Raw genomic sequence first — 22,804 nt, forward strand, 5'->3', positions numbered from 1 at the left:
AGGAGAAAACTATGGCTGCACCTATAAAAATGATTCAACAACAAGAATTAACTGAGGAAGAAATAAAACAGCAAAAATTAGATGATTTAAAGGAGCTTTTAACAAATAATGAAGAAGCTCTAAATCAGATGTTTAATATAGTAGGGGAATTAAATGACATTGGAATGCTAGAAGCTGCAAATTCTATGCTGAAAGCGAAAGAACCAATTGCAAAGATTGTTCTAGGTCAAGTAACTCGTGAGCCTGTTACAAATTTAATTAATAATATGATGGGTGCTGCAGGTGCGTTAACTGAACTTGACCCAGAACTTACGAAAAAGCTTATAGGTAGTTTATTAGTCGGGCTAGAAGAAGGTAATGAACATCTAGAAAGTAATAAAAAAGTAGGGGTATTCGATCTTATGAAAGTATTGAAAGACCCAGATATTAACCGTGCTATCGGGTTTGGACTTCATTTCTTAAAAGGTATGGGGAAAGGGTTAAGAGACGAATAAATTTCATGAAGTGAACCTTTCCGCCCAAATATTTGTACGAAATAGTTTGGGCGGAAGGCTCATTTTGGTAAAATATATAATAAAGTAAAATGAGGCTTTTGGGAGGTATAATTGTATGTCAAAAAAAGTACATGAATTTAATGATATGATACGAAAACTTCGAAAGGAACTTTTCGGAAAAGGACCAGAACGAATTCATACTGTTTTTGCAGAAAATATGGCTATAGCGACTCTTTATGGAAACTTAACACCTACTGAAAAATTTATTTCAAGTACGATGGACGGTGCGGAAATGGTTCATATGGCTAGAACGAAAATGATTCAAGAGGTGTATGCTGCGAATTCCCGTGAACATTTGGAGGAACTTGTTGGAGCAAAATTAGTGAATTTGTTTTCAGATATGAAAGTAGAAGAAGATATTGCAGTTTCGGTATTTGTTTTTGATAAAAATATAACGTGAGAGAAGGATACTGATCGTGAAACCGATACAGGTAGAAAGAGAAATCTTTCGTTATGAACAAGGGGCGTTTAAGCATATAGAGGACAGCATTGTAACAGAGTTTCCTGTCACCATTAAAATGAACGGACAGGAGTTTGTTACAATGGTTAGTACTCCAGAATATATAGAAGATATGGTAATAGGCTTCTTGGCGTCTGAAGGAATCATTCGGAAGTATGAAGATATTGATAGCATATGGATGCAGGAGAAAGAAGGATTTGTACATGTAACAACGACAAAAGTAAATCCGTATTATGAACAAATGCAAAATAAACGATATATTACGTCTTGTTGTGGTATGAGTAGGCAAGGGTTTGTTTTTGCTAATGATGCACTAAGTGCAAAAAAAATGAAGGGTGTCCATGTACAGGTTGCGGCAGAGGATTGTTTTCGGTTAATGAAAGAAATGCAGCAATCTGCGGATACGTTTCATCATACTGGCGGGGTTCATAATGCAGCTTTATGTGATGTGAATGGTATTATTTTAAGCCGAATGGATATTGGTAGGCATAATGCACTAGACAAAATTTACGGTTATTGTTTAAGAAACGATATTTCTATAAAAGATAAAATCATTGTTTTTAGTGGTCGTATTTCTTCGGAAATATTATTGAAAGTTGCAAAAATCGGTTGTGAAATTATACTATCAAAATCAGCTCCAACTGAATTAGCTTTGCAACTAGCGGAAGATTTAGGTATTACGACAATAGGATTTATTCGTAATCACTCCTTAAATGTATATACCCATCCAGAACGTGTTTTAAATATAAAATAAAAGTGAGGCAATGAAGATGAAATCAGTTACATTAGACAAGTTGCAACGTCCGTTAAAGGATTTACGTATTTCAGTTACTGATCGCTGTAATTTTCGCTGCCGATATTGTATGCCAGAAGAAATATTTGGTCCTGATTACTCGTTTTTGTCTAATGATAAAATTTTATCTTTTGATGAGATTGAAAGGATAACACGTATTTTTGTTTCTTTAGGTGTAAGAAAGTTACGAATTACGGGCGGAGAACCGTTACTTCGAAGAGGTCTTCCGCAGCTTATTGAGCGCCTTAATAAAATTGATGGTGTAGAAGATATCGGTTTAACAACCAATGGATCGTTACTTAAAAAGTTTGCTCCTGATTTATATAAGACGGGACTATCACGTGTAACAGTTAGCTTAGATTCCTTGGAAGAAGATCGGTTTTTCTATTTAAATGGTAATAGGAGCAAAGTGCAAAGGGTTCTGGAAGGAATACAGGCTGCAGCTGAAGTTGGAATGAAAATTAAAATAAACATGGTCGTTCAAAAGGGAAAAAACGAACAGGACATTTTGCAGATGGCGCAATATTTTAAGGAAAATAAGCATATTCTTCGTTTTATTGAGTATATGGATGTTGGAAATTATAATGGTTGGGATTTAAAAGAGGTCGTCTCTAAACAAGAAATAGTAGATACGATTCATCAAGTTATGCCGTTAGAACGGATAGAAGCAAATTATTCTGGTGAAGTGGCTACTAGGTATCGTTATATAGGAAGCGATGAGGAAATAGGTATTATTTCATCAGTAACAGAATCTTTTTGCTCATCATGTACGAGAGCTCGTATTTCTGCAGAAGGAAAATTATATACTTGCTTATTTGCTTCTAAAGGAAATGATTTAAGAGAATTGCTTCGTTCTGAACATACAGATGAGGACATTACAGATGTAGTACGCGATATATGGAATAATAGGGAAGATCGTTATTCAGATGAACGCTTAAATCATACAAATAAGAAAACAATACCTAAAATTGAAATGTCACATATCGGTGGTTAATATATAAAGCTAGCTTCATAGTGAAAAATGGAAAATTTACAAGAGTTGTGGATTTTCTATTTTATAGTAAAAGTGATGATTGATATCTCTGTAAAAGATGTGCAGAGAAATTAAGCAGCATTCAAAAACCTTTATTTTGAGGAGGTTTTTTGAAGTTGCTTTTTTATTTGGAGAAAATGGAGGAATGGGTAATGGCATTTCATAAGCCGGAACAAATTGCTGAGCTTGTCATTGAGGCCGGTGTTCAAAAAGTAAGACAGACATTGCCAGCGATGCTTATTCTCGGTTTTTTAGGAGGAGCGTTTATTGCGATAGGTTTTTTACTTAACATTCGAGTTTTAGGGAATTTACCTGAGCGCTGGGGAAGTCTAGTGAATGTTTTAGGAGGAGCAGTATTTCCTGTTGGACTCATGCTCGTAGTATTAGCAGGAGGAGAATTAATTACGGGAAATATGATGTCACTGTCTATGGCGCTTTATGCAAAGAAAATTACATTGATAAGTGTACTGAATAACTGGGTTTGGATTACTCTCATGAATTTTATTGGGGCAATTTTCGTTGCGTATTGCTTTGGGCATCTTGGCGGATTAACAGAGGGAGAGTATTTAAATAAAACGGTAGCGATAGCGGAAGGGAAGTTACATGAATCATTTGGAAGAACTTTAATTTTAGCAATTGGTTGTAATTGGCTCGTTTGTCTTGCTCTTTGGCTCGCTTACGGGACGAGTGATTTTGTCGGAAAAATCATCGGAATTTGGATTCCAATTATGGCATTTGTAGTGATTGGATTTCAGCAAGTAGTAGCAAATATGTTTGTCATTTCCGCTGTTATTTTTGCTGGTCATCTAACGTGGATGGATTTGGCTAAAAATTTTGTTCCTGTTTTTATCGGAAATGTAATTGGAGGAGCTGGGTTTGTTGGTTTTGCTTACTTTGCTTGTTATCAGAAACAACATTCTGATATGAAATAGAGTTCTTGAGAGGAAGGGTATGTAATGGCTGATCGGTATTCACGACAACAGTTGTTCAAACCAATTGGGAGTAAAGGACAAGAAAAAATTCGAAATAAACATGTGTTAATTGTAGGGGCAGGCGCATTAGGAAGTGCAAGTGCCGAAAGTTTCGTACGTGCAGGTGTTGGCAAGTTGACGATTATTGATCGTGACTACGTTGAATGGAGTAATTTACAAAGGCAACAATTGTACTCTGAACAAGATGCGAGAGAGAAAATGCCGAAAGCAATTGCTGCAAAAAATCGGTTAGAACAAATTAATTCGGAAGTACAAATACATGCTTTCGTAATGGATGCAACTTCAGAAAATATGGAAGGTCTATTAAAAAATGTAGATGTAATCATTGATGCAACAGATAATTTTGATATTCGATTTGTAATAAATGATTTATCACAAAAACATAATATTCCTTGGGTATATGGTTCTTGCGTTGGATCGTATGGTATGAGTTATACAATTATTCCGCAAGAGACACCGTGTTTACATTGTATGCTGAAAAATATTCCTGTTACAGGTGTGACATGTGATACCGCTGGAATTATTAGCCCGACTGTTCAAATCGTCGCAGCATATCAAGTGGCAGAAGCACTCAAAATTTTAGTGGAAGATTTCTCAGCAATTAGAAAAACATTTTTCATGTTTGATATATGGAGTAATCAAAATCATTTTATAAAATTAGGGAAAATAAAAACAGACACTTGTCTCTCATGCGGTTTGAATCGAACTTATCCTTATTTATCATACGAAAATCAAACGAAAGCAGCTGTTTTATGCGGAAGAAATACAGTTCAAATTAGAACAGTAGACAATAGGAAATACAATTTTGATGATATAGAAAAAGTATTACAAAAACTGGGGAAAGTAGATCGGAATCCGTATTTACTATCTTGCCAATTCGATGATTACCGCGTGGTTGTTTTTCGAGATGGTCGTGTTTTTATTCATGGTACAAATGATATTTCGAAAGCGAAACAACTATATTATCGCGTATTCGGTTAATAGAGAGGGTGTCAACAATGGAAAGAAGAGTGCCAATTACGGTTGAAGAAGCTGTTCGTAAAGTGATGGTATTTGCTGATAAAGGCTTAAAGGAGCTATTACCAATTGAATTAGCTTATGGACGTATATTAGCGGAGGATTTAGTAGCTGACCATGATGTACCGTCATTTAATCGTTCGCCGTATGACGGATTTGCTATTCGAGCAGAAGATACTAATTTAGCAAGTTATGAAACGCCAATTGTATTTGAAGTAGTGGGTGAAATTGGTGCAGGATCGCTATTCCATGAGAAAGTAGGTCCGTTTCAAGCAGTTCGAATTATGACGGGAGCACAAATTCCGAATGAGTGTGATGCGGTTGTTATGTTAGAGCTGACTCGTCAATATGAGAAGAATGGCAACAATTATATGGAAGTGAAGCGATCATTCAAAACGGGCGACAATATTTCTTTTCAAGGTGAAGATGCTCGTAAAGGAACGGTTCTTGCAAAGAAAGGATCGTACATTAATCCAGGTATTTCAGCTCTTCTTGCTACATTCGGTTATAGTGAAGTGCCAGTTGCGAGAAAGCCTGTAATTGGACTGTTAGCGACTGGGAGTGAATTGCTTGATGTCGATGATTCATTACAGCCAGGGAAAATCCGAAACAGTAATACGTATATGATATTGTCTCAAATTCGAAGAGCGGGCGGCAGAGTAAAATATTTTGGGAAGTTTAGTGATGATTTTAATACGTGTTTTACAGCTGTGAAAGAAGCGCTTGGCCAAGTAGATATGTTAATTACAACGGGCGGTGTATCAGTAGGAGATTATGATTATTTACCAGCTATTTACGAAAAGTTAGGTGCATCTGTTCTTTTTAATAAAGTTGCAATGCGACCAGGAAGTGTTACGACTGTAGCACAATTAAATGGCAAGTTATTATTTGGTTTATCAGGAAATCCATCCGCTTGTTACGTAGGGTTTGAATTATTCGTAAGACCGTGTATTCGGACGTATATGTTTAGTGAAAAAGTACATTTAAAAAGAGAAAAAGCGTTATTAGGAGAAGATTTTCTAAAACCGAATCCATTTACAAGATTTGTACGAGCAAAATTGCAATATGATGAGGGGAAATTAATCGCTTATCCATCAGGGTTTGATAAATCTAGCTCAGTTTCTTCATTGGCAGAATCAAATGCGTTTATCGTATTGCCGGGCGGGACAAGAGGATATAAAAAAGATATGTTTGTTGATGTTCTATTATTAGAAGATAACGAAGGTAGTGAATGGCCTTGGACATTTCATAAAGTGAGAGGTGGTTCTAATGAGACAAGCGCTATTTGAAATTGTAGATAATCCGATTTTAGTTGAAGAAGTAACGAATAAAGTCGCAAGAAGGAAAGCAGGTGCGATTACAACATTCATTGGTACGGTGAGAGAATTAACAAAAGGAAAACGAACGCTACATTTAGAGTATGAAGCATATAAACCGATGGCAGTAAAACAACTTATGAGAATTGGTGAAGAGATTAGTGAAAGATGGCCGGATGCAAAAGTAGCAATTACGCACCGTGTAGGGCGGCTAGAAATAATGGATATTGCGGTAGTCATTGCAGTTTCATCACCGCATCGTAAAGTAGCTTATGAAGCGAATGAGTACGCGATTGAACGTATAAAACGAATTGTTCCAATTTGGAAAAAAGAATTTTGGGAAGATGGAACGATGTGGATTGGAGATCAACTTGAAAACACACCATATCCAGAAGGAAAACCAAAGAAGGAAGAATGAGAAAATGATTACAATTTTATTATTTGCAAATTTGCGTGAGGAAGTTGGATCGGATCGATTAGTAATTTCAGAAAAGCAAGAAATGACAGTGCAGCAATTAAAAGAATGGCTCAAAGTCAGCTATTGTTTACAATCGCTGGATAAAGTGATGGTGGCTGTTAATGAGGAGTTTGTAATGAATGAAGAGATGATAAAGGCTGGAGATATAGTCGCATTAATCCCGCCCGTTAGCGGCGGGTAATAAGCTTTTTCACCAGATGAAGCGCCAAGAAGATGTTGTATATAAATTAGAATAAGAGAAGGGATGAGTTCCATGCTTACTCAAGAACAAATAATGAATGCATTAAAACATGTAGAGGATCCAGAGTTACACAAAAGTGTTGTAGAATTAAATATGGTTAGAAATATACAAATGAACGGAACAGAGGTTAAACTTGAAGTAGTACTAACAATCCAAGGTTGTCCGTTAAAAGCAAAAATTCAACAAGATATTGAAGAATCACTTCACGCAATTGGTGCTTCTAAAGTGGAGATAACATTTGGTTCTATGACACAAGAAGAACGTGCAGCTTTAACAGAGAAGTTAAAGAAAAATACTAGAACAGAAACTGGTATGCCGATCATGCTTCGCCCGGATTCAGGAGTACGTTTTATTACTGTAACGAGCGGAAAAGGCGGAGTTGGAAAATCAACGGTGACAATTAATCTTGCAACTGCACTAGCTCGTATGGGGAAAAAAGTGGGGATATTAGATGCGGATATATATGGTTTTAGTATTCCAGCTATGATGGAAACGAATACGAAACCAACGATGATTGATCAAACGGCAATTCCAGTCATTAGTCACGGTGTTAAAATCATGTCGATGGGATTTTTTACAGAAGGAAATAACCCAGTTATGTGGCGCGGTCCGATGCTAAATAAATGGATTCAAAATTTCCTTGCGAATACGCACTGGGGAGAATTAGATTATTTATTACTTGATTTACCACCAGGTACAGGAGATGTTGCGATTGATGTTGCAGCGATGATTCCGCAAGCGAAAGAAATAATTGTTACAACTCCGCACAATGTAGCTTCATTCGTTGCTTCAAGAGTCGGTGTAATGGCAAAACATACGAAACACGAGATTTTAGGTATTGTGGAAAACATGGCTTATTATGAAGAACAAGATGGATCGAAAAATTATCTGTTCGGAAAAGGCGGCGGCGAAATGTTAGCAGAACAATTGCAAACAGAAGTGATTGCGCAAATACCTTTTGCAAAACGAGAAGAAAATAACGGTTCATCTGTATATGATGAAGACTCTCTTGTAGGAGAAGTGTTTACATCGTTAGCGGAGGATATTATTTATAAAGGATAGAGGGGGAAGTTTAGTATGGCGTGTAATATAGATCATTCTATTGAAGATGTAATGAATAAGCTCGAAAGTCAAAAGAATTCTTTACCTGAAGGGATCTTTAAAGAGTTAAAGAGTTTTTTACAAGGTAATCATTCGCAGAAATTATTAAATGATATTTTTCACCTTCTAAAAAAGTATGATTTAGTCAGTGAGGAAGAACGAGAGACGAGAAACGCACAATTATTGCACATTTTGAATTAAGTACTTTTTGGCTTTAGAATTTTTTCAGAAGGGGTGAATGTGATGGATATGAAAAAGATGATTGAAACGATAGAAGTAACTAGAGTGACTGACGAGGAATTATCGATTTCGAATTTACATCCAAAGCTTGTGAAGTTGTATAGTCAAAAAGATAGTACAGAGTATACGAAGCTATTAAAATATATTTTATCATTATCCGTGCAGTTGAAGCTGAATCTCGTATTGAAATATTTTGGTGTGCGTCCGATTGTTGCTGCAGACGAGCGTATGCAATTTCAAGAGATATTTAAATGCTTAGCTAAGAAAGATGAGAATGGGGAATGGTTTCTAAATTTGGTTTCTTTATATGTAGGGCTAATTGTAGTTCTTCATTTTGAGGAGAAAGTGATTGAGAGCAGTTTTTTTGATGATATGGTAGTGGGTGAATGTAATGAAATATAAGATTCTGCTCATAACATTTTTCTATTTAAATGCTTTAATTGCGATTTTAGTTGGTTTTGTAAATATGAAGGTAACTAATTAAGAAAAAGGAATGAAACTAGTTTGATAAAAAGAGTTCTTCAGTTGTTTCCGGCGTTTTTTCGTGTTACCATTAAGCGAATTTTTCATAAGGAGAGAAAGCGATGAAATGGATTTATTTTCTTATTATTAACGTTATAGCTTTTAGCCTTATGGGGCTTGATAAACGAAAAGCAAAGAAGAAACAGTGGAGAACGCCAGAAAGTACGCTGTTTTTATCAGCGGCAGCTGGGGGAGCAGTTGGAGCTTGGATCGGTATGTATATGTTTCATCATAAAACTCATAAAAAGAAATTTGTTTTCGGCATACCGTTACTTGTTGTAATAACGGTATGTTTATTATTCGTTGTATGAGAAATGTCGAAAGAAATGCAGATTGATTATTGGTAAAGTGAGCATGTGAGACCGTATAATGGAGAAAAAATGAGAAGAGGAGAAAAAGGAAGATGGGGAGTCAATCAGCAGAGCAAAAAAAAGGGATACTATATGCGGCTGGTGCTTATACGATGTGGGGAATTCTACCGATTTATTGGAAATGGGTTGAGGAAGTTCCAGCAGATGAAATATTAGCACACCGCATCGTTTGGGCATTTGTTTTTATGTTACTTGTATTAGGTGTTACGAAGAGGTTTCGCCAGTTTATTGGGGAATTTGTGAATCTTTTTAAACGACCTAAATTATTAATGTCATTAACAATAGCTTCAGTCTTGATTAGCGGAAACTGGTTTGTTTACATATGGGCCGTTAATCATAATCATGTTATTGAAGCGAGTCTTGGCTATTATATTAATCCGCTTATTAGTATTTTACTTGGTACAGTCGTTTTAAAGGAAAAGTTAAACTTTTGGCAATATGTTGCAGTTGGTTTAGCAGGAGTAGGGGTTGTCATTTTAACAGTACGTTTCGGATCTATTCCGTGGGTTTCTCTTTCACTTGCCTTTTCATTTGGATTATACGGATTAACGAAAAAACTGTTAAACTATGATGCCACAATTGGACTTACGATGGAAACGATGTTAGTGACGCCGTTTGCAATCATTTATCTTGTTATGACAGGAGCACATGGTTTCGGCTCATTTGGATCTATTTCAATGTTATCAACGTTACTTTTAATAGGAGCAGGTATTGTAACGGCATTACCACTATTTTATTTTGCAAAAGGAGCACAACTTATTCCGCTTTATATGGTGGGATTTTTACAATATATTGCGCCAACAATTAGCTTAATTTTAGGTGTATTTGTATTTGGTGAACATTTCACATCTACACATATGATTGCATTTTTCTGTATATGGGTTGCTTTATTTGTATTCTCGGTAGCGAAGACAAAGTTTTTAGTGCAGAAACAACCGAAATTTATAAAAAATAAATCAGCAAAAGTATCATAATGCGTAGTATTTTCTACGCATTTTTCTTTATACTGATACTATATAGGATTTCCATCATAGCTAGTAGGGAGCTGAGAACGTGGAAACAATTTTACATAATGATCCGCTTATGGCCGCTGTAATTTCATGGTTTTTAGCACAATTAACGAAAGTAGTCTTTAAATTAGTCAAAACGGGTGAATTTGATTTTGCAAAGTTTTTCGCTTCAGGTGGGATGCCGAGTTCTCATGCTTCAACTGTTACAGCACTTGCTACAGGAGTTGGGGTAGTAGAAGGTGTGGAAAGCTCGATGTTTGCGGTTGCTACTATTTTTGCCATTATTGTTATGTATGATGCTTCAGGAGTAAGGCTTGCAGTAAGTAAACAAGCAAAAATATTGAATGACTTTTTTCACGGTAGACAAACAGAATATAAGAAGTTAAATGAACTTGTTGGGCATACACCGTATGAAGTAGTAGTTGGTGCTTTATTAGGGATTATTGTCGGAGTAGGATATTGTTTATGAGCGGAACATTTTATATGTTCTGCTTTTCTTTGTTTTTATACATATTCAGCTACCTTTTTGAATATCGTTATACGGATTTCGAAAGGGTGGGTGAGTAACTTGTTATTATATGAAAAAGTGCATGAAGAAATAGCGAGAAGAACAACTGCACTTCAAACAATGCAACGGCAAGATGGTACGTGGCAGTTTTGTTTTGAAGGAGCGCCGCTAACAGATTGTCATATGATTTTTTTATTAAAATTATTAGGTAGAGATAAAGAGATAGAACCGTTTGTAAAAAGATTAGCATCACTTCAAACAAATGAAGGAACATGGAAATTGTATGAAGATGAAATGGGTGGTAATTTATCTGCTACAATTCAATCTTATGCTGCCTTACTTGCATCGGAAAAATATACAAAAGAAGATGCGAATATGAAGCGAGCGGAAATGTTTATAAATGAGCGCGGTGGGGTAGCGCGTGCTCATTTTATGACGAAGTTTTTATTAGCGATTCATGGAGAATATGAATATCCTTCTCTCTTTCATTTGCCAACACCAATTATGTTTCTGCAGAATGATTCCCCTCTCAGTATATTTGAATTGAGTAGCTCAGCACGTATCCATTTAATTCCGATGATGTTGTGTTTAAATAAAAGATTTCGAGTAGGGAAAAAGTTATTGCCAAATTTAAATCATATTGCAGGCGGGGGCGGAGAATGGTTTCGGGAGGATCGGTCTCCAGTTTTTCAAACGTTAGTAAGTGACGTGAAGAAAATTATAACGTATCCACTTTCTTTGCATCATAAAGGATATGAGGAAGTAGAACGTTTTATGAAAGAGCGTATTGATGAAAATGGAACATTATATAGTTACGCAACTGCCTCGTTTTATATGATTTATGCTTTACTTGCATTAGGACATTCTATTCACTCACCAATTATTCAGAAGGCTATAATGGGAATCACATCTTATATATGGAAGATGGAGAGAGGGAGCCATTTGCAAAACTCTCCGTCAACTATATGGGATACAGCTTTACTCAGTTATGCTTTGCAAGAAGCTCAAGTTCCGAAAGCAAGTAAAGTGATTCAAAATGCATCAGCGTATTTACTAAGAAAACAGCAAACAAAGAAAGTAGATTGGAGTGTACATGCACCGGATCTCTTCCCAGGTGGTTGGGGCTTTTCGGATGTGAATACGACGATTCCAGATATTGATGATACAACTGCTGCGTTAAGAGCATTGGCGCGAAGTAGAGGGAACGAAAATGTAGACAATGCTTGGAAGCGAGCGGTTAATTGGGTTAAAGGATTGCAAAATAATGATGGTGGTTGGGGGGCTTTTGAAAAAGGGGTAACGAGCCGTATATTAGCAAATTTACCAATCGAAAATGCAAGTGATATGATTACAGATCCTTCTACACCAGATATTACAGGAAGAGTGTTAGAATTTTTCGGGACGTATACGCAAAATGAATTGCCCGAGAAACAAAAACAAAGTGCGATAAATTGGTTAATGAATGTACAAGAGGAAAATGGATCGTGGTATGGGAAATGGGGAATTTGTTATATATATGGTACGTGGGCAGTGTTGACGGGTTTACGGTCACTCGGAATACCATTTAGCGATCCATCATTGAAACGAGCAGCTTTATGGCTTGAACATATACAGCATGAAGATGGTGGCTGGGGAGAATCTTGCCAAAGTAGTGTGGAAAAAAGATTTGTTACTTTGCCATTTAGTACACCATCCCAAACAGCATGGGCGTTAGATGCCCTCATTTCTTACTATGATAAAGAAACGCCAGTCATTCGCAAAGGTATTTCATATTTGCTCTCCAACCCTTATGTAAATGAAAAATATCCTACTGGAACAGGCTTGCCAGGTGGGTTTTATATTCGTTATCATAGTTATGCTCATATATATCCGTTGCTTACTTTGGCTCATTATGCAAAAAAATATAGAAAATAAACCGAGAGATGTCTCTCGGTTTATTTTGTTGGGTAGTAGGTCCCTTTTGAAAAGAATAAGGTTGTGATGTACCTTATTTTTCGGTTGATTGGCGTTTTTGACGTGCATCAGCGGCATTTGCACGTGCGTTTGCTTCTAAGTCATTGTGGTCAGCGAGTTCGCGAGAGAACTCAACATCAATGCCATCAGTTGCTTTGCTTTGTTTGAAATTCTTTTTGTTCATTCGACATAATCTCCTTGCACTTTATGCGACGTTGCAAAGTTAGTTTGACACAAATAGACTTTTTTATACAAAGAGGAATTGGAAAGTAAAAAGCCGAAATATACAGTATAAGTAATAGAAATGGGGGATAGGAATGGAGTTTTTATATGGGAAAACAGCTGTTGTAACAGGAGCTGCACAGGGAATTGGAAAAGAGATTGCAAGGGTTTATGCAAAGCTGGGGGCGAAAGTATTAATTAGCGATGTAAATGAAGAGAAGCTACAAAAAACGACACGTGAATTATCAGATGAAGGATATGAAGTATGCTCATATCGATGTGATGTGAGTAATCAAAATGAAGCGAAGTCGTTAATTGAATATGCGGTTCAAAAATTCGGTACATTACATATTTTGGTGAATAACGCCGGGATTACAAGAGATGCAATGTTACATAAAATGGAGAAGTCTGCTTGGGAACAAGTATTACAAGTGAACTTAACTGGTGTTTTTTATTGTATGCAACCAGCGCTTCTTTACATGAGACAACAAGGGTATGGACGCATTATTAATATATCTTCAATTAGTAGAGAAGGAAACATAGGTCAAGCAAATTATGCGGCTACAAAGGCAGGAGTTGTCGGTTTAACGAAAACAGCAGCGAAAGAAGTTGGAAGCTTCGGTATTACTTGTAATGCGATTTGTCCGGGTTTTATGGATACAGATATGACAAAAACGATACCAGATAAAGTGAAAGAAAAGATGGTTGGTGCTATTCCAGTTGGTAGAATTGGAACGCCAGAAGATATTGCGAACGCAGCAGCTTTTTTAGCATCAGAATACGCATCTTATATTACAGGTGAAGTATTAAATGTGAGCGGAGGACTGCAAGTTTAAAGGAATACATAATGAAAAGAACCTGACCAGGTAGGTCAGGTTCTTTCTCATTAATTTAAGTTAAGCCAAACGCTCTTTACTTCTGTATAGTTATTTAATGCGTAAGATCCCATTTCACGGCCAAGACCAGATTGTTTAAATCCTCCAAATGGAGATGCTGCATCAAAGACGTTATAACAGTTTACCCATACTGTACCTGCACGTACTTTACTTGCAACATAGTGTGCTGTTTTAACATTTTCTGTCCACACACCAGCCGCTAAGCCGAATTGTGATTTATTTGCACGTTCAATTACTTCATCAATATCGTTAAACGGTATTGCAGAAATAACTGGACCGAAAATTTCTTCTTTTGCGATCGTCATTTCATCATTTACGTCAGCGAATACTGTAGGAGAAACGAAGTAGCCTTGATCGAATGGATTACTTCCTCCGCATAGTACTTCAGCTCCTTCTTCAATCCCTTTTTCAATGTAGCCCATTACACGTTTTTGTTGTTCTTCAGAAACGAGAGGACCAATTGTTGTTTCAGGGTTAAGACCGACACCTTGATTTAGTTTTTTAGAATAGAGGACGAGATCAGCCATGACATTATCATACATTTTCTTCGGAACAAATAAGCGTGACCCAGCAGAGCATACTTGTCCTTGGTTAAACATAACACCAGAAAGTGCACCAGGAATCGCACGAGATAAATCAGCATCTGGCAAGATGATATTTGGTGATTTACCGCCTAATTCAAGTGTAACGCGTTTTAATGATTCGGATGCTTGTCGCATAATTTGTTTACCGACAGGAGTAGAACCGGTAAATGCAATTTTATCAACGAGTGGATGATTAACGAGAGCTTGTCCAGCTGATTCACCGAATCCAGGTACGATATTAATAACACCTTTCGGGAATCCAGCTTCTTCAATTAATTCAGCTAAGTATAGAGCAGATAGTGGAGTTTGTTCTGCAGGTTTTAAAACGATTGTACATCCTGTAGCAAGCGCTGCCCCCATTTTCCACATTGCCATAAGAAGCGGGAAGTTCCAAGGGATAATTTGACCAACGACACCAACAGCTTCATGGCGTGTATAGTTAAAGTAATCACCGGAAACAGGAATTGTTTGACCAACGATTTTCGTAGCCCATCCAGCGTAATAGCGCATATGCTCAATTGCAAGTGGTATGTCTGCTGCCATTGTTTCACGGATTGGTTTTCCGTTATCTAATGTTTCGAGCTGTGCAAGCTCTTCTTTATGTTCTTCCATTAGATCAGCTAACTTGTACATGAGACGGCTTCGCTCAGCAGTGCTCATACGAGACCAAGGACCTTCGTCAAAAGCCATACGAGCTGCGACTACAGCTTTATGAATATCTTCGCGACCAGCTTCAGAAACGACGGCAAGTGTTTCACCAGTTGCTGGGTTAGGTGTTTTAAATGTTTTACCGGAAGCGCTTTCAATGAAAGATCCATTCACATATAACTTTTTTGTACCTTGAAGAAACTTTTCTACCTTTTCATGAAGATTTACAGCTAGTTGACTCATTGTATAACCCCCTTGAAAATATAATGTAAACGCAGTACGAGACGGCGCTTATTCCGAAATCAAGGATGTGGAAACTAGATGGAAAGCCTCTAATTAAAATCATAATTAATAAATACTGAAAATTCAAATTTCATTTGTGTTACAATTGTAAAAAATATGTAATGTAAGAGAAGCTTCTATATGATTATAAAAAATCCTGCTTGTTTTTGCTTTCTAGTAGGAAAAACTAGAAGAACAATGGTACAATAATACATCGTGAGAGGAGGGGGAAAAATGAAAGATTATCATGATGATCCACGCTTTCGAATAGCCCATAGAGAAGCGTTAATTGGTCTTGGACTTGCTATTATTAATTTTATAATATGGTACGGATTTGCTTATGGGCTTGGTAGTAAAGATCCAAGTGAATATACATATGTATTAGGTTTTCCCGCATGGTTTTTTTATAGCTGTATCGTTGGATTTATCGTTATGGTTATTTTACTTAGTTTAGTTGTTCGTTTTGTATTTCAAGATATTTCACTCGATGAGGAAGAAAAAAGTGAGGAATAATAGATGAATTGGTATGTAATCATTCCAATGATAATTTCGTTTATCGTTGTATTTTTAATTGGTGTATATGCTTCAAGACGCGTGCAAGCAACAGCACATAATAAATTTTTACAAGAATATTTTCTTGGTGGGCGTGAGTTAGGCGGTTTATTATTAGCGATGACAATGATTGCTACGTACGGTAGTGCAAGTAGCTTTATTGGTGGTCCCGGTATTGCTTACAATATGGGGCTTGGATGGGTACTATTATCTGCGATTCAAGTTGTAACAGGATATATCGTTTTAACGGTTATCGGTAAAAAGTTTGCAATTATTGCTAGGAAGATGGAAGCAATTACTCTTATCGATTATTTAAAAGGGAGATACAATAATAAAGCAGTTGTTATACTCTCTGCGTTATGTATTATTATCTTTTTATTTTCAGCGACAGTAGCCCAGTGGGTCGGCGGTGGACGATTAATCGAGTCACTAACGGGTCTATCGTATACAACAGCACTATTTTTATTTACTTTTTCTGTACTTGTGTACGTATTAATTGGTGGATTTCGTGCAGTCGCGCTATCAGATACATTATTAGGAATCATTATGTTAGTTGGAACGACAATCATTTTAATTGCTACTGTCATTGCTGGTGGTGGAATTGAAAAGATTATGCAGGAACTTGTTCAAATTAATCCAAATTTAATTACACCATTCGGAGCAGATGGCAGTTTAACGAAATCATATGTTACATCATTTTGGATTTTAATTGGAATTGGCGTTGTAGGTTTACCGCAAATTAGCGTGCGTGCCATGTCTTATAAAAATTCAAAAGCTATGCACCAAGCTTTAATAATTGGAACAGTTGTCGTTGGTACAATTATGATTGGTATGCATTTAACAGGTGTATTTGCAAGAGTAGTACTTCCAGGTATAACGGTACCAGATAAAGTAATGCCGCTACTCGCGATGGAAGTGTTGCCACCTTGGTTAGCTGGAGTTTTCTTAGCCGCACCAATGGCGGCGATTATGTCTACAGTAAACTCTTTATTATTACTTGTAAGCTCGTCAATTATTAAAGATATATACGTAAATTACATAAATAAAGATGCAGCAGACAGTACGATAAAAAAAGGAAGTTTGTGGATTACTGGTATTGTAGGGCTACTCGTTTATGCAGCGGCGATTAAACCACCAGATTTTTTAATATGGCTAAATTTATTTTCTTTCGGTGGATTAGAAGCAGCATTCATTTGGCCAATCGTATTAGGGTTATATTGGAGAAAAGGAAATGCTACAGGAGCGCTTGCTTCCATTTTCGTTGGAGTAGGTTCATATATGTGTATTCATCTTTTCTATCCAAATCCGTTCGGTATACATACAGTTGTCTTCCCAATTTGTTTTGCGTTTATCGCTTATGTTATTGGAAGTATGAGTGCTGTAAAAAAAACAGTATAGGTTAGCTGAAGAACGTAGTCCTTATAAGACTGCGTTTTTTCGTATGAATTTGTTCTTTTTTATTCTGTATATCCACGTTTATTCATAAATTAATAACAACTGAGGGGATGGAGTTGAGGTCGATGAAAAAAGTGTTATTTTTAGGAGACCCAGGCATTGATGACTCTTTAGCAATTATGTATGGATTGTTGCATCCTGATATTGATATTGTTGGGGTAGTAACGGGATATGGAAATGTAACACAAGAAAAGGCGACAAGTAATGCCGCATATTTATTGCAAATGGCAGGACGGGAAGATATACCTGTTATTAATGGTGCGAAAATTCCTTTATCCGGAGATGTTACAACGTATTATCCAGAAATTCATGGGGCAGACGGTTTAGGGCCAATTAAACCTCCAAAAACTTTTTCGCCAAATATAAAGCCTTTTTGTGCATTTTTTGATCTTCTTGAAAAATATAAAGGGGAATTAATAATAGTCGATGCTGGTAGATCAACAACACTAGCGACGGCATTTATTTTAGAAAAGCCGATGATGAAGTATGTGAAAGAATATTATATAATGGGCGGTGCTTTCTTAATGCCTGGCAATGTAACACCAGTCGCAGAGGCGAATTTTCATGGTGATCCGATTGCGTCGCAATTAGTTATGCAAAATGCTAAAAATGTGACATTAGTACCACTTAACGTTACATCTGAAGCAATTATTACGCCGGAAATGGTAAAATATATTACGAAACACTCTAAAACGAGTTTTAATAAGTTAATCGAGCCGATATTTACGTATTATTATAAAGCTTATAGAAAGTTAAATCCGAAAATAAAAGGAAGCCCAGTACATGACGTCGTTACAATGATGGTTGCGGCAAATCCATCCCTTTTAGACTATGTATATCGTCGTGTCGATGTAGATACAGCTGGAATTGCAAAAGGAGAGAGTATTGCTGATTTTCGACCTCAACCTGATGCAAAAGCATTAAAAAATTGGGTGCGAATTGGTTGGTCGTTACATTATAAAAAGTTTCTTGAGGATTTTGTGAAATTTATGACGTAGACATAATAGGAGCATACAAGTTAAAATAATGGAGATGGTTATTTAAATGACCATCTCCATTATTTTGTTTTTTAATGATAAATAGAGAAGAGTTACACAATAGGAGAGGAATTTTACTTGAAAAAAACTATAGTATGCGCAGTAATTGTGGGTATTTTTGTTTTGCTAATATCGGGTAACTTTTTAGTGAAAAAAGTGTGGAGTTCAAATAATGATGATGCACAGTATATTGCATCTTTTATTGAAGAACATAAAGATGAAAAAAATAGTGCGCTTCTAGTAAAGAGAAATGATAAAGTTGTTTATTCTGTAAACCCAAATGTTGTATTGCCAGTTGCTAGTACGATGAAATTAATTGTGGCGCTTGAATATACGAAACAAGTTACTGAAGGGAAAATTGATTCGTCTAGTTTCGTGTCGATTAACGATGTGAATCGCTATTATGTGCCGAATACAGATGGTGGTGCACAAGATAGATGGCAAAAGTATTTGGAGAAGACGGGCAAGATAACTGAAGGAGCGGTTTCTTTAGAAGAAGTGGCAAAAGGAATGGTTAAGTTTAGTTCGAATGCAAATGCTGAATACTTAATGGAATTGTTAGGATTAGATAACATCAATCGAAATTTACAAAGTTTATCACTTCCTGCACATCAACCACTATTTCCAATCGTTTCATCTTTGTATATCCCGGGATATTTGCATAAAGAATTACATGTTCCAAAATATAAAATAGAGAAAAAGTTAAAAGAAATGTCTCAAGAGCAATATCGTGAATATTCGATGATTATTCATGAACGCTTAAAGAAGAAGGGACCATTATTACAGAAGGAAATTCCGCTTTATTTAGAGGAACGTTACGACAAAATTTGGTCAGATAGATTACCAGCAGCTTCTGCAAATGATTATATGGTATTACTTCAAAAGGCAAACCATAAAGGTGGCTTGACAGAAGCTGAAGAAAAAGTGTGGGCAAATATCGTTGAAACAGACATGAGTGCTAAGAAATACCGTAAAACATTTAGACATGCTGGACAAAAGAATGGTTACACACCATGGACGGTTACAAAAGCGGTTTACGCTATGGATAAACGTGGAAACTGTACAGAAATTGTGTTTTTGGCGAACAATTTAAATGAAGACGATAGTGCAGAAATACGGAAACATTTAGCAAACTTACATTTCCAAGTGTTGCAAAGCGATAAGTATGATGCGACTTTTATTAAATAAACTCGGTGCAGAGAGCACCGAGTTTATTTTTATGTACAGGCACTTTTTTTCTATCTCTGGGTATGATGGGTAGTAATACTTAGGCGAGAGGGGAAAAGGTGATGAAACAGAGTAAGGAAGAGTTTATAAAGAGTGAAGGCGCTGATTTCCCTGGAAAAACATATGTGGATTGTGTATTACAACATGTATTTGATTTTCAACGAAATTACTTATTGAAAGATATGTTTCAAGTGCATAAAGCACACATTACGATGCTGACTGAAGAAAGTTTAATGAAAATAGAAGAAGCTAAAGTTATATTAAACGCACTTAGAAAAGTAGAGCGAATACCAAAAGGTAAATTGGTATATACAGAGCAGCATGAAGACCTCTTTTTTTTAATCGAACATTTAATTTCTCAAGAAGCGAAATGCGATTTTGTAAGTAATATGCATATTGGTAGAAGTAGAAATGATATGGGTGTAACGATGTATCGCATGAGTTTAAGGCGGTATATATTACGATTAATGGAACATCATTTGCTATTGCAAGAAAGTGTACTGCAACTTGCTGATGATCATAAGGAAACGATCATGCCAGCTTATACACATACACAACCGGCACAGCCAACAACATTTGGTCATTATACTTTAGCAATTTACGATACGATGCAAAGAGATTTAGAACGAATGAAAAAAACGTACCAGCTTTTAAATCAGTCTCCAATGGGGGCAGCTGCACTCTCTACAACAAGTTTCCCGATTAAACGAGAACGAGTTGCTCATCTACTTGGATTTACAACTGTAATTGAGAACTCATATGATGCTGTTGCCGGAGCGGATTATTTATTAGAAGTTAGCTCGCTACTTATGGTAATGATGACGAATACGAGTAGATGGATTCATGACTTTTTGTTGTTAGCAACGAAAGAATATGACGGTATTACTGTTGCAAAGCCATATGTACAAATCAGTAGTATAATGCCGCAAAAACGAAATCCGGTTTCAATTGAACACGCTCGTGCAATTACGAGTAGTGCTTTAGGAGAATCATTTACAGTATTTCAAATGATTCATAATACACCATTTGGTGATATTGTCGATACGGAAGATGACTTGCAGCCATATTTATATAAAGGAATTGAAAAGGCAATTCGTGTTTTTTGTATGATGAATGCAGTGATCCGAACGATGAAAGTAGAAGAAGAAACGTTAAAAAGTCGTTCCTATAAACATGCAATAACGATAACGGATTTCGCCGATGTTTTAACAAAAAACTATGAAATTCCATTTCGGCATGCTCATCATGCAGCAAGTGCTATTGCAAATATGTCATTGGAGCAGAAAAAAGAACTACATGAATTACACTTCAAAGAGATAAATATGTACTTGCAAGAACATTTTAAAATAAATTTATTAGAAAAAGAGTGGAAAGAAATTATATCGCCAGAAGCTTTTATTCAAAAAAGAAATGTATACGGTGGACCGAGTAAAAAAGAAATGAATCGTATGATTAAAAATCGAAAAGAGTCATTTCGAAAAGAAGAAGATGTATTTGAAAAGGAAAGACAGAGAATTTTACAAGCTGAAAATGCTTTAAATACATTAGTTTTGAATATTATTGAATCGTAAAAGAGGGATTTAATGAATTAATCGCCAATACTTAATTAAAATATAAATAGAGAGAAGAGATTGTCGATGATTCAATTACATGTATATGAAGAGATTTTTCATTTTAAAGAAGATGTTACACCATTTCTAGAAAAGAATGAGCAGGAAAACAATCTCATATTAGGTGTATTACAAATGATCCAACAACCAATATTTATGGGGATAGCGAAACAAGGAGAAGAGATTGCGGTTGTATTTCTGCAAACAGAAGAGAAGAAACAAATCATTGTTGCAACTTCTGAAATTTCGGGAGTAGCTATTGAGGAACTTGCAAAAGAGTTAACGAAAGTATATCCAGATATTCCTGGATTGATCGGTAATAAGAAAATTGTACAGAAATTAGCGGAAGAGATTGCGGTATTAGAAAATAAGAAAATGAATGTTGCAATGGAGCAAGGTGTGTATGAGCTGAACAGAGTAAAGAAGAAGTGTAATGCGAACGGACTTTTCCGGGCGGTAAATAATGATGAATTACCATTAATAGAACAGTGGATATATCAATTTTGTGAAGACGTAAAGCTTCCTACTACGAAAGAAGAAGCAAAACAAACTGCGCATACATTAATAACTACAAATCGACTGTTTGGTTTGGAAGTAGATAGGAAACTTGTTTCTGTAGCTGCAAAAACGAGACCAACTAAAAATAATATAACAGTTAATTTCGTATACACGCCGAAAGAAGCAAGGAAAAAGGGATACGCATCTAATTGTGTAGCGGCACTTAGTCAACGTATGTTAGATGAAGGGTACAAGACGACTACGTTATATACTGATTTAGCGAATCCGATATCGAATAAAATTTATCAAGAAATTGGTTATGAGAAAATTGCGGAGTCTGTGCTTATATTTTTAGAGAAGTAAAACAAAAAGGTGTGCTATTTTAGCACACCTTTTTGTTATTCATCAATTCTAATAATCTCGCCTTGAGGGAAGTCCTCAGTTTCTAGTAAGTTACGAATAGCTTTCGCAACATATTCAGGTGATAATAGTTTTCCTTCTTCTTTTAATGCAATGAAGCGGTCCAAGTTTATGAAATCTTCTTTATTTGTTTCACGAATTTGTGATTGCATATTAGTATCAACAACACCAGGTGCAAAAGCGACGATTTTTACTGGATATTCTTTTTCTACTTCTTCAGTTGCTACGCACTGTGTAAACATATTTACACCAGCTTTCGTTGTACAATAAGCGCCCCAGCCAAAGTAAGGATTTTTTCCTGCACCAGATGAAATGTTAATAACGCGTTTATCTACTTTCCAGTCTTTCGTATGTTTCATAAATGTAGATGTAAGAATCATAGGTGCAAGTAAATTAATGTGAACGTTCGTAATGAATTGTTCGCTTTCAGCTTTTTCGATTGGCTTCATAGGTGCAACTGTACCCGCATTATTAATTAAATGAATAGAGAATACATTGTCTTTTTTAATAGATGAAATGATCTCTTTAAAGTTAGTTTCTAAGTTATGTACATCTTGAAGATCTAGGGAATGAAAAATGCAATTGCTGTTATATTGTTCTGCAAGTTTCGTAAGCTCTTTATTTTCTCTTCTAGAAATAGAGATGACAGTTGTATTTTTTTCTAATAATTGCGTAGCGATTGCCTCACCTAAACCTTGTGAAGTTCCTGTTATGATAACGTAGCGCATAGTTTTATAAACCCCTCTCATATGTGCGGAATTTTGTTGGACAACGTACATTGTAT

The 22,804-nt window shown here is 36.1% G+C and carries 26 protein-coding genes; 23 read left to right on the forward strand and 3 right to left on the reverse strand.

Annotation, left to right across the window (positions count from 1 at the left end; genetic code table 11):
- Positions 1-11 precede the first annotated feature (11 nt).
- From ACO6VI_RS22405 to ACO6VI_RS22480, 16 genes are all read left to right on the forward strand, one after another.
- A complete protein-coding gene (locus ACO6VI_RS22405) occupies positions 12-494 on the forward strand; it encodes a DUF1641 domain-containing protein (protein WP_098033796.1) in 483 nt (160 codons plus the stop codon).
- A gap of 115 nt (positions 495-609) precedes the next feature.
- Positions 610-954 carry a DUF2294 domain-containing protein gene (locus tag ACO6VI_RS22410; protein ID WP_000039582.1) on the forward strand — a complete coding sequence of 115 codons (345 nt, stop codon included), beginning with the start codon at positions 610-612 and terminating at the stop codon, positions 952-954.
- Between the two features lie 16 nt (positions 955-970).
- Complete coding sequence (gene fdhD, locus ACO6VI_RS22415; RefSeq protein WP_063548306.1) at positions 971-1,768, forward strand: formate dehydrogenase accessory sulfurtransferase FdhD; 798 nt, start codon at positions 971-973, stop codon at positions 1,766-1,768.
- Positions 1,769-1,784: 16 nt separating this feature from the next.
- Positions 1,785-2,801 (forward strand): GTP 3',8-cyclase MoaA, encoded by a 1,017-nt coding sequence (gene moaA / locus ACO6VI_RS22420; RefSeq protein WP_023522699.1) that lies wholly within the window; start codon positions 1,785-1,787, stop codon positions 2,799-2,801.
- 191 nt (positions 2,802-2,992) lie between these two features.
- The gene (locus tag ACO6VI_RS22425) at positions 2,993-3,772 is read left to right on the forward strand and encodes a formate/nitrite transporter family protein (protein WP_097961095.1); all 780 of its coding nucleotides are present in this window, start codon (positions 2,993-2,995) and stop codon (positions 3,770-3,772) included.
- A 24-nt stretch (positions 3,773-3,796) separates the two neighbouring features.
- Complete coding sequence (locus ACO6VI_RS22430) at positions 3,797-4,813, forward strand: molybdopterin-synthase adenylyltransferase MoeB (RefSeq protein ID WP_000785264.1); 1,017 nt, start codon at positions 3,797-3,799, stop codon at positions 4,811-4,813.
- 17 nt (positions 4,814-4,830) lie between these two features.
- On the forward strand, positions 4,831-6,138 hold the full coding sequence (gene glp, locus ACO6VI_RS22435) for a gephyrin-like molybdotransferase Glp (protein WP_161520185.1): 1,308 nt from the start codon (positions 4,831-4,833) through the stop codon (positions 6,136-6,138).
- Positions 6,119-6,583 carry a molybdopterin synthase catalytic subunit MoaE gene (moaE, locus tag ACO6VI_RS22440; RefSeq protein ID WP_422424118.1) on the forward strand — a complete coding sequence of 155 codons (465 nt, stop codon included), beginning with the start codon at positions 6,119-6,121 and terminating at the stop codon, positions 6,581-6,583. The genes glp and moaE overlap by 20 nt, the downstream gene beginning before the upstream one ends.
- Before the next feature lie 4 nt (positions 6,584-6,587).
- Positions 6,588-6,824: a molybdopterin converting factor subunit 1 gene (gene moaD / locus ACO6VI_RS22445; RefSeq protein ID WP_000628502.1), complete on the forward strand. Its 237-nt coding sequence runs from the start codon at positions 6,588-6,590 to the stop codon at positions 6,822-6,824.
- 72 nt (positions 6,825-6,896) lie between these two features.
- Positions 6,897-7,946, forward strand: a complete 1,050-nt coding sequence (locus ACO6VI_RS22450; protein WP_161520186.1) for a P-loop NTPase — start codon at positions 6,897-6,899, stop codon at positions 7,944-7,946.
- 15 nt (positions 7,947-7,961) lie between these two features.
- A complete protein-coding gene (locus ACO6VI_RS22455) occupies positions 7,962-8,186 on the forward strand; it encodes a hypothetical protein (protein ID WP_000752378.1) in 225 nt (74 codons plus the stop codon).
- Between the two features lie 42 nt (positions 8,187-8,228).
- Positions 8,229-8,627: a hypothetical protein gene (locus tag ACO6VI_RS22460; RefSeq protein WP_000367304.1), complete on the forward strand. Its 399-nt coding sequence runs from the start codon at positions 8,229-8,231 to the stop codon at positions 8,625-8,627.
- Between the two features lie 182 nt (positions 8,628-8,809).
- The gene (locus tag ACO6VI_RS22465; RefSeq protein WP_000871349.1) at positions 8,810-9,058 is read left to right on the forward strand and encodes a DUF1294 domain-containing protein; all 249 of its coding nucleotides are present in this window, start codon (positions 8,810-8,812) and stop codon (positions 9,056-9,058) included.
- A 92-nt stretch (positions 9,059-9,150) separates the two neighbouring features.
- Positions 9,151-10,092, forward strand: a complete 942-nt coding sequence (gene rarD, locus ACO6VI_RS22470; protein ID WP_000535541.1) for an EamA family transporter RarD — start codon at positions 9,151-9,153, stop codon at positions 10,090-10,092.
- Positions 10,093-10,171: 79 nt separating this feature from the next.
- Complete coding sequence (locus ACO6VI_RS22475; protein WP_063548298.1) at positions 10,172-10,597, forward strand: divergent PAP2 family protein; 426 nt, start codon at positions 10,172-10,174, stop codon at positions 10,595-10,597.
- 99 nt (positions 10,598-10,696) lie between these two features.
- Entirely contained in the window at positions 10,697-12,550 is a 1,854-nt protein-coding gene (locus ACO6VI_RS22480) for a prenyltransferase/squalene oxidase repeat-containing protein (RefSeq protein ID WP_063548296.1), read from the forward strand.
- A gap of 73 nt (positions 12,551-12,623) precedes the next feature.
- Here the strand turns inward: ACO6VI_RS22480 and ACO6VI_RS22485 are convergent, their stop codons facing one another.
- Positions 12,624-12,773, reverse strand: a complete 150-nt coding sequence (locus tag ACO6VI_RS22485) for a YfhD family protein (protein ID WP_001035815.1) — start codon at positions 12,771-12,773, stop codon at positions 12,624-12,626.
- Between the two features lie 133 nt (positions 12,774-12,906).
- Between ACO6VI_RS22485 and fabG the strand changes: the two genes are divergently transcribed.
- Complete coding sequence (fabG, locus tag ACO6VI_RS22490; RefSeq protein WP_000395352.1) at positions 12,907-13,647, forward strand: 3-oxoacyl-ACP reductase FabG; 741 nt, start codon at positions 12,907-12,909, stop codon at positions 13,645-13,647.
- A 50-nt stretch (positions 13,648-13,697) separates the two neighbouring features.
- Here the strand turns inward: fabG and dhaS are convergent, their stop codons facing one another.
- Positions 13,698-15,182, reverse strand: coding sequence for an aldehyde dehydrogenase DhaS (dhaS, locus tag ACO6VI_RS22495; protein ID WP_000080279.1), 1,485 nt, complete (start codon positions 15,180-15,182; stop codon positions 13,698-13,700).
- Between the two features lie 273 nt (positions 15,183-15,455).
- Between dhaS and ACO6VI_RS22500 the strand changes: the two genes are divergently transcribed.
- The 6 genes from ACO6VI_RS22500 to ACO6VI_RS22525 all read left to right on the forward strand — a co-directional run bounded on the left by ACO6VI_RS22500 (position 15,456) and on the right by ACO6VI_RS22525 (position 21,963).
- The gene (locus ACO6VI_RS22500; RefSeq protein WP_000656237.1) at positions 15,456-15,734 is read left to right on the forward strand and encodes a YhdT family protein; all 279 of its coding nucleotides are present in this window, start codon (positions 15,456-15,458) and stop codon (positions 15,732-15,734) included.
- A gap of 3 nt (positions 15,735-15,737) precedes the next feature.
- Positions 15,738-17,171: a sodium/pantothenate symporter gene (panF, locus tag ACO6VI_RS22505; RefSeq protein ID WP_001104824.1), complete on the forward strand. Its 1,434-nt coding sequence runs from the start codon at positions 15,738-15,740 to the stop codon at positions 17,169-17,171.
- A 122-nt stretch (positions 17,172-17,293) separates the two neighbouring features.
- A complete protein-coding gene (locus ACO6VI_RS22510) occupies positions 17,294-18,226 on the forward strand; it encodes a nucleoside hydrolase (protein ID WP_000756465.1) in 933 nt (310 codons plus the stop codon).
- A gap of 117 nt (positions 18,227-18,343) precedes the next feature.
- Positions 18,344-19,453, forward strand: a complete 1,110-nt coding sequence (locus ACO6VI_RS22515) for a serine hydrolase (RefSeq protein WP_000751368.1) — start codon at positions 18,344-18,346, stop codon at positions 19,451-19,453.
- Between the two features lie 101 nt (positions 19,454-19,554).
- Positions 19,555-21,063: an argininosuccinate lyase gene (argH, locus tag ACO6VI_RS22520; protein ID WP_023522691.1), complete on the forward strand. Its 1,509-nt coding sequence runs from the start codon at positions 19,555-19,557 to the stop codon at positions 21,061-21,063.
- A gap of 66 nt (positions 21,064-21,129) precedes the next feature.
- Positions 21,130-21,963: a GNAT family N-acetyltransferase gene (locus ACO6VI_RS22525; RefSeq protein WP_023522690.1), complete on the forward strand. Its 834-nt coding sequence runs from the start codon at positions 21,130-21,132 to the stop codon at positions 21,961-21,963.
- Positions 21,964-21,998: 35 nt separating this feature from the next.
- Here the strand turns inward: ACO6VI_RS22525 and ACO6VI_RS22530 are convergent, their stop codons facing one another.
- Complete coding sequence (locus tag ACO6VI_RS22530; RefSeq protein WP_063548294.1) at positions 21,999-22,748, reverse strand: (S)-benzoin forming benzil reductase; 750 nt, start codon at positions 22,746-22,748, stop codon at positions 21,999-22,001.
- Positions 22,749-22,804 lie beyond the last annotated feature (56 nt).

This window comes from Bacillus sp. PSXD-155 (assembly GCF_049310765.1).
In the GTDB taxonomy this organism is placed as follows: domain Bacteria; phylum Bacillota; class Bacilli; order Bacillales; family Bacillaceae_G; genus Bacillus_A; species Bacillus_A cereus.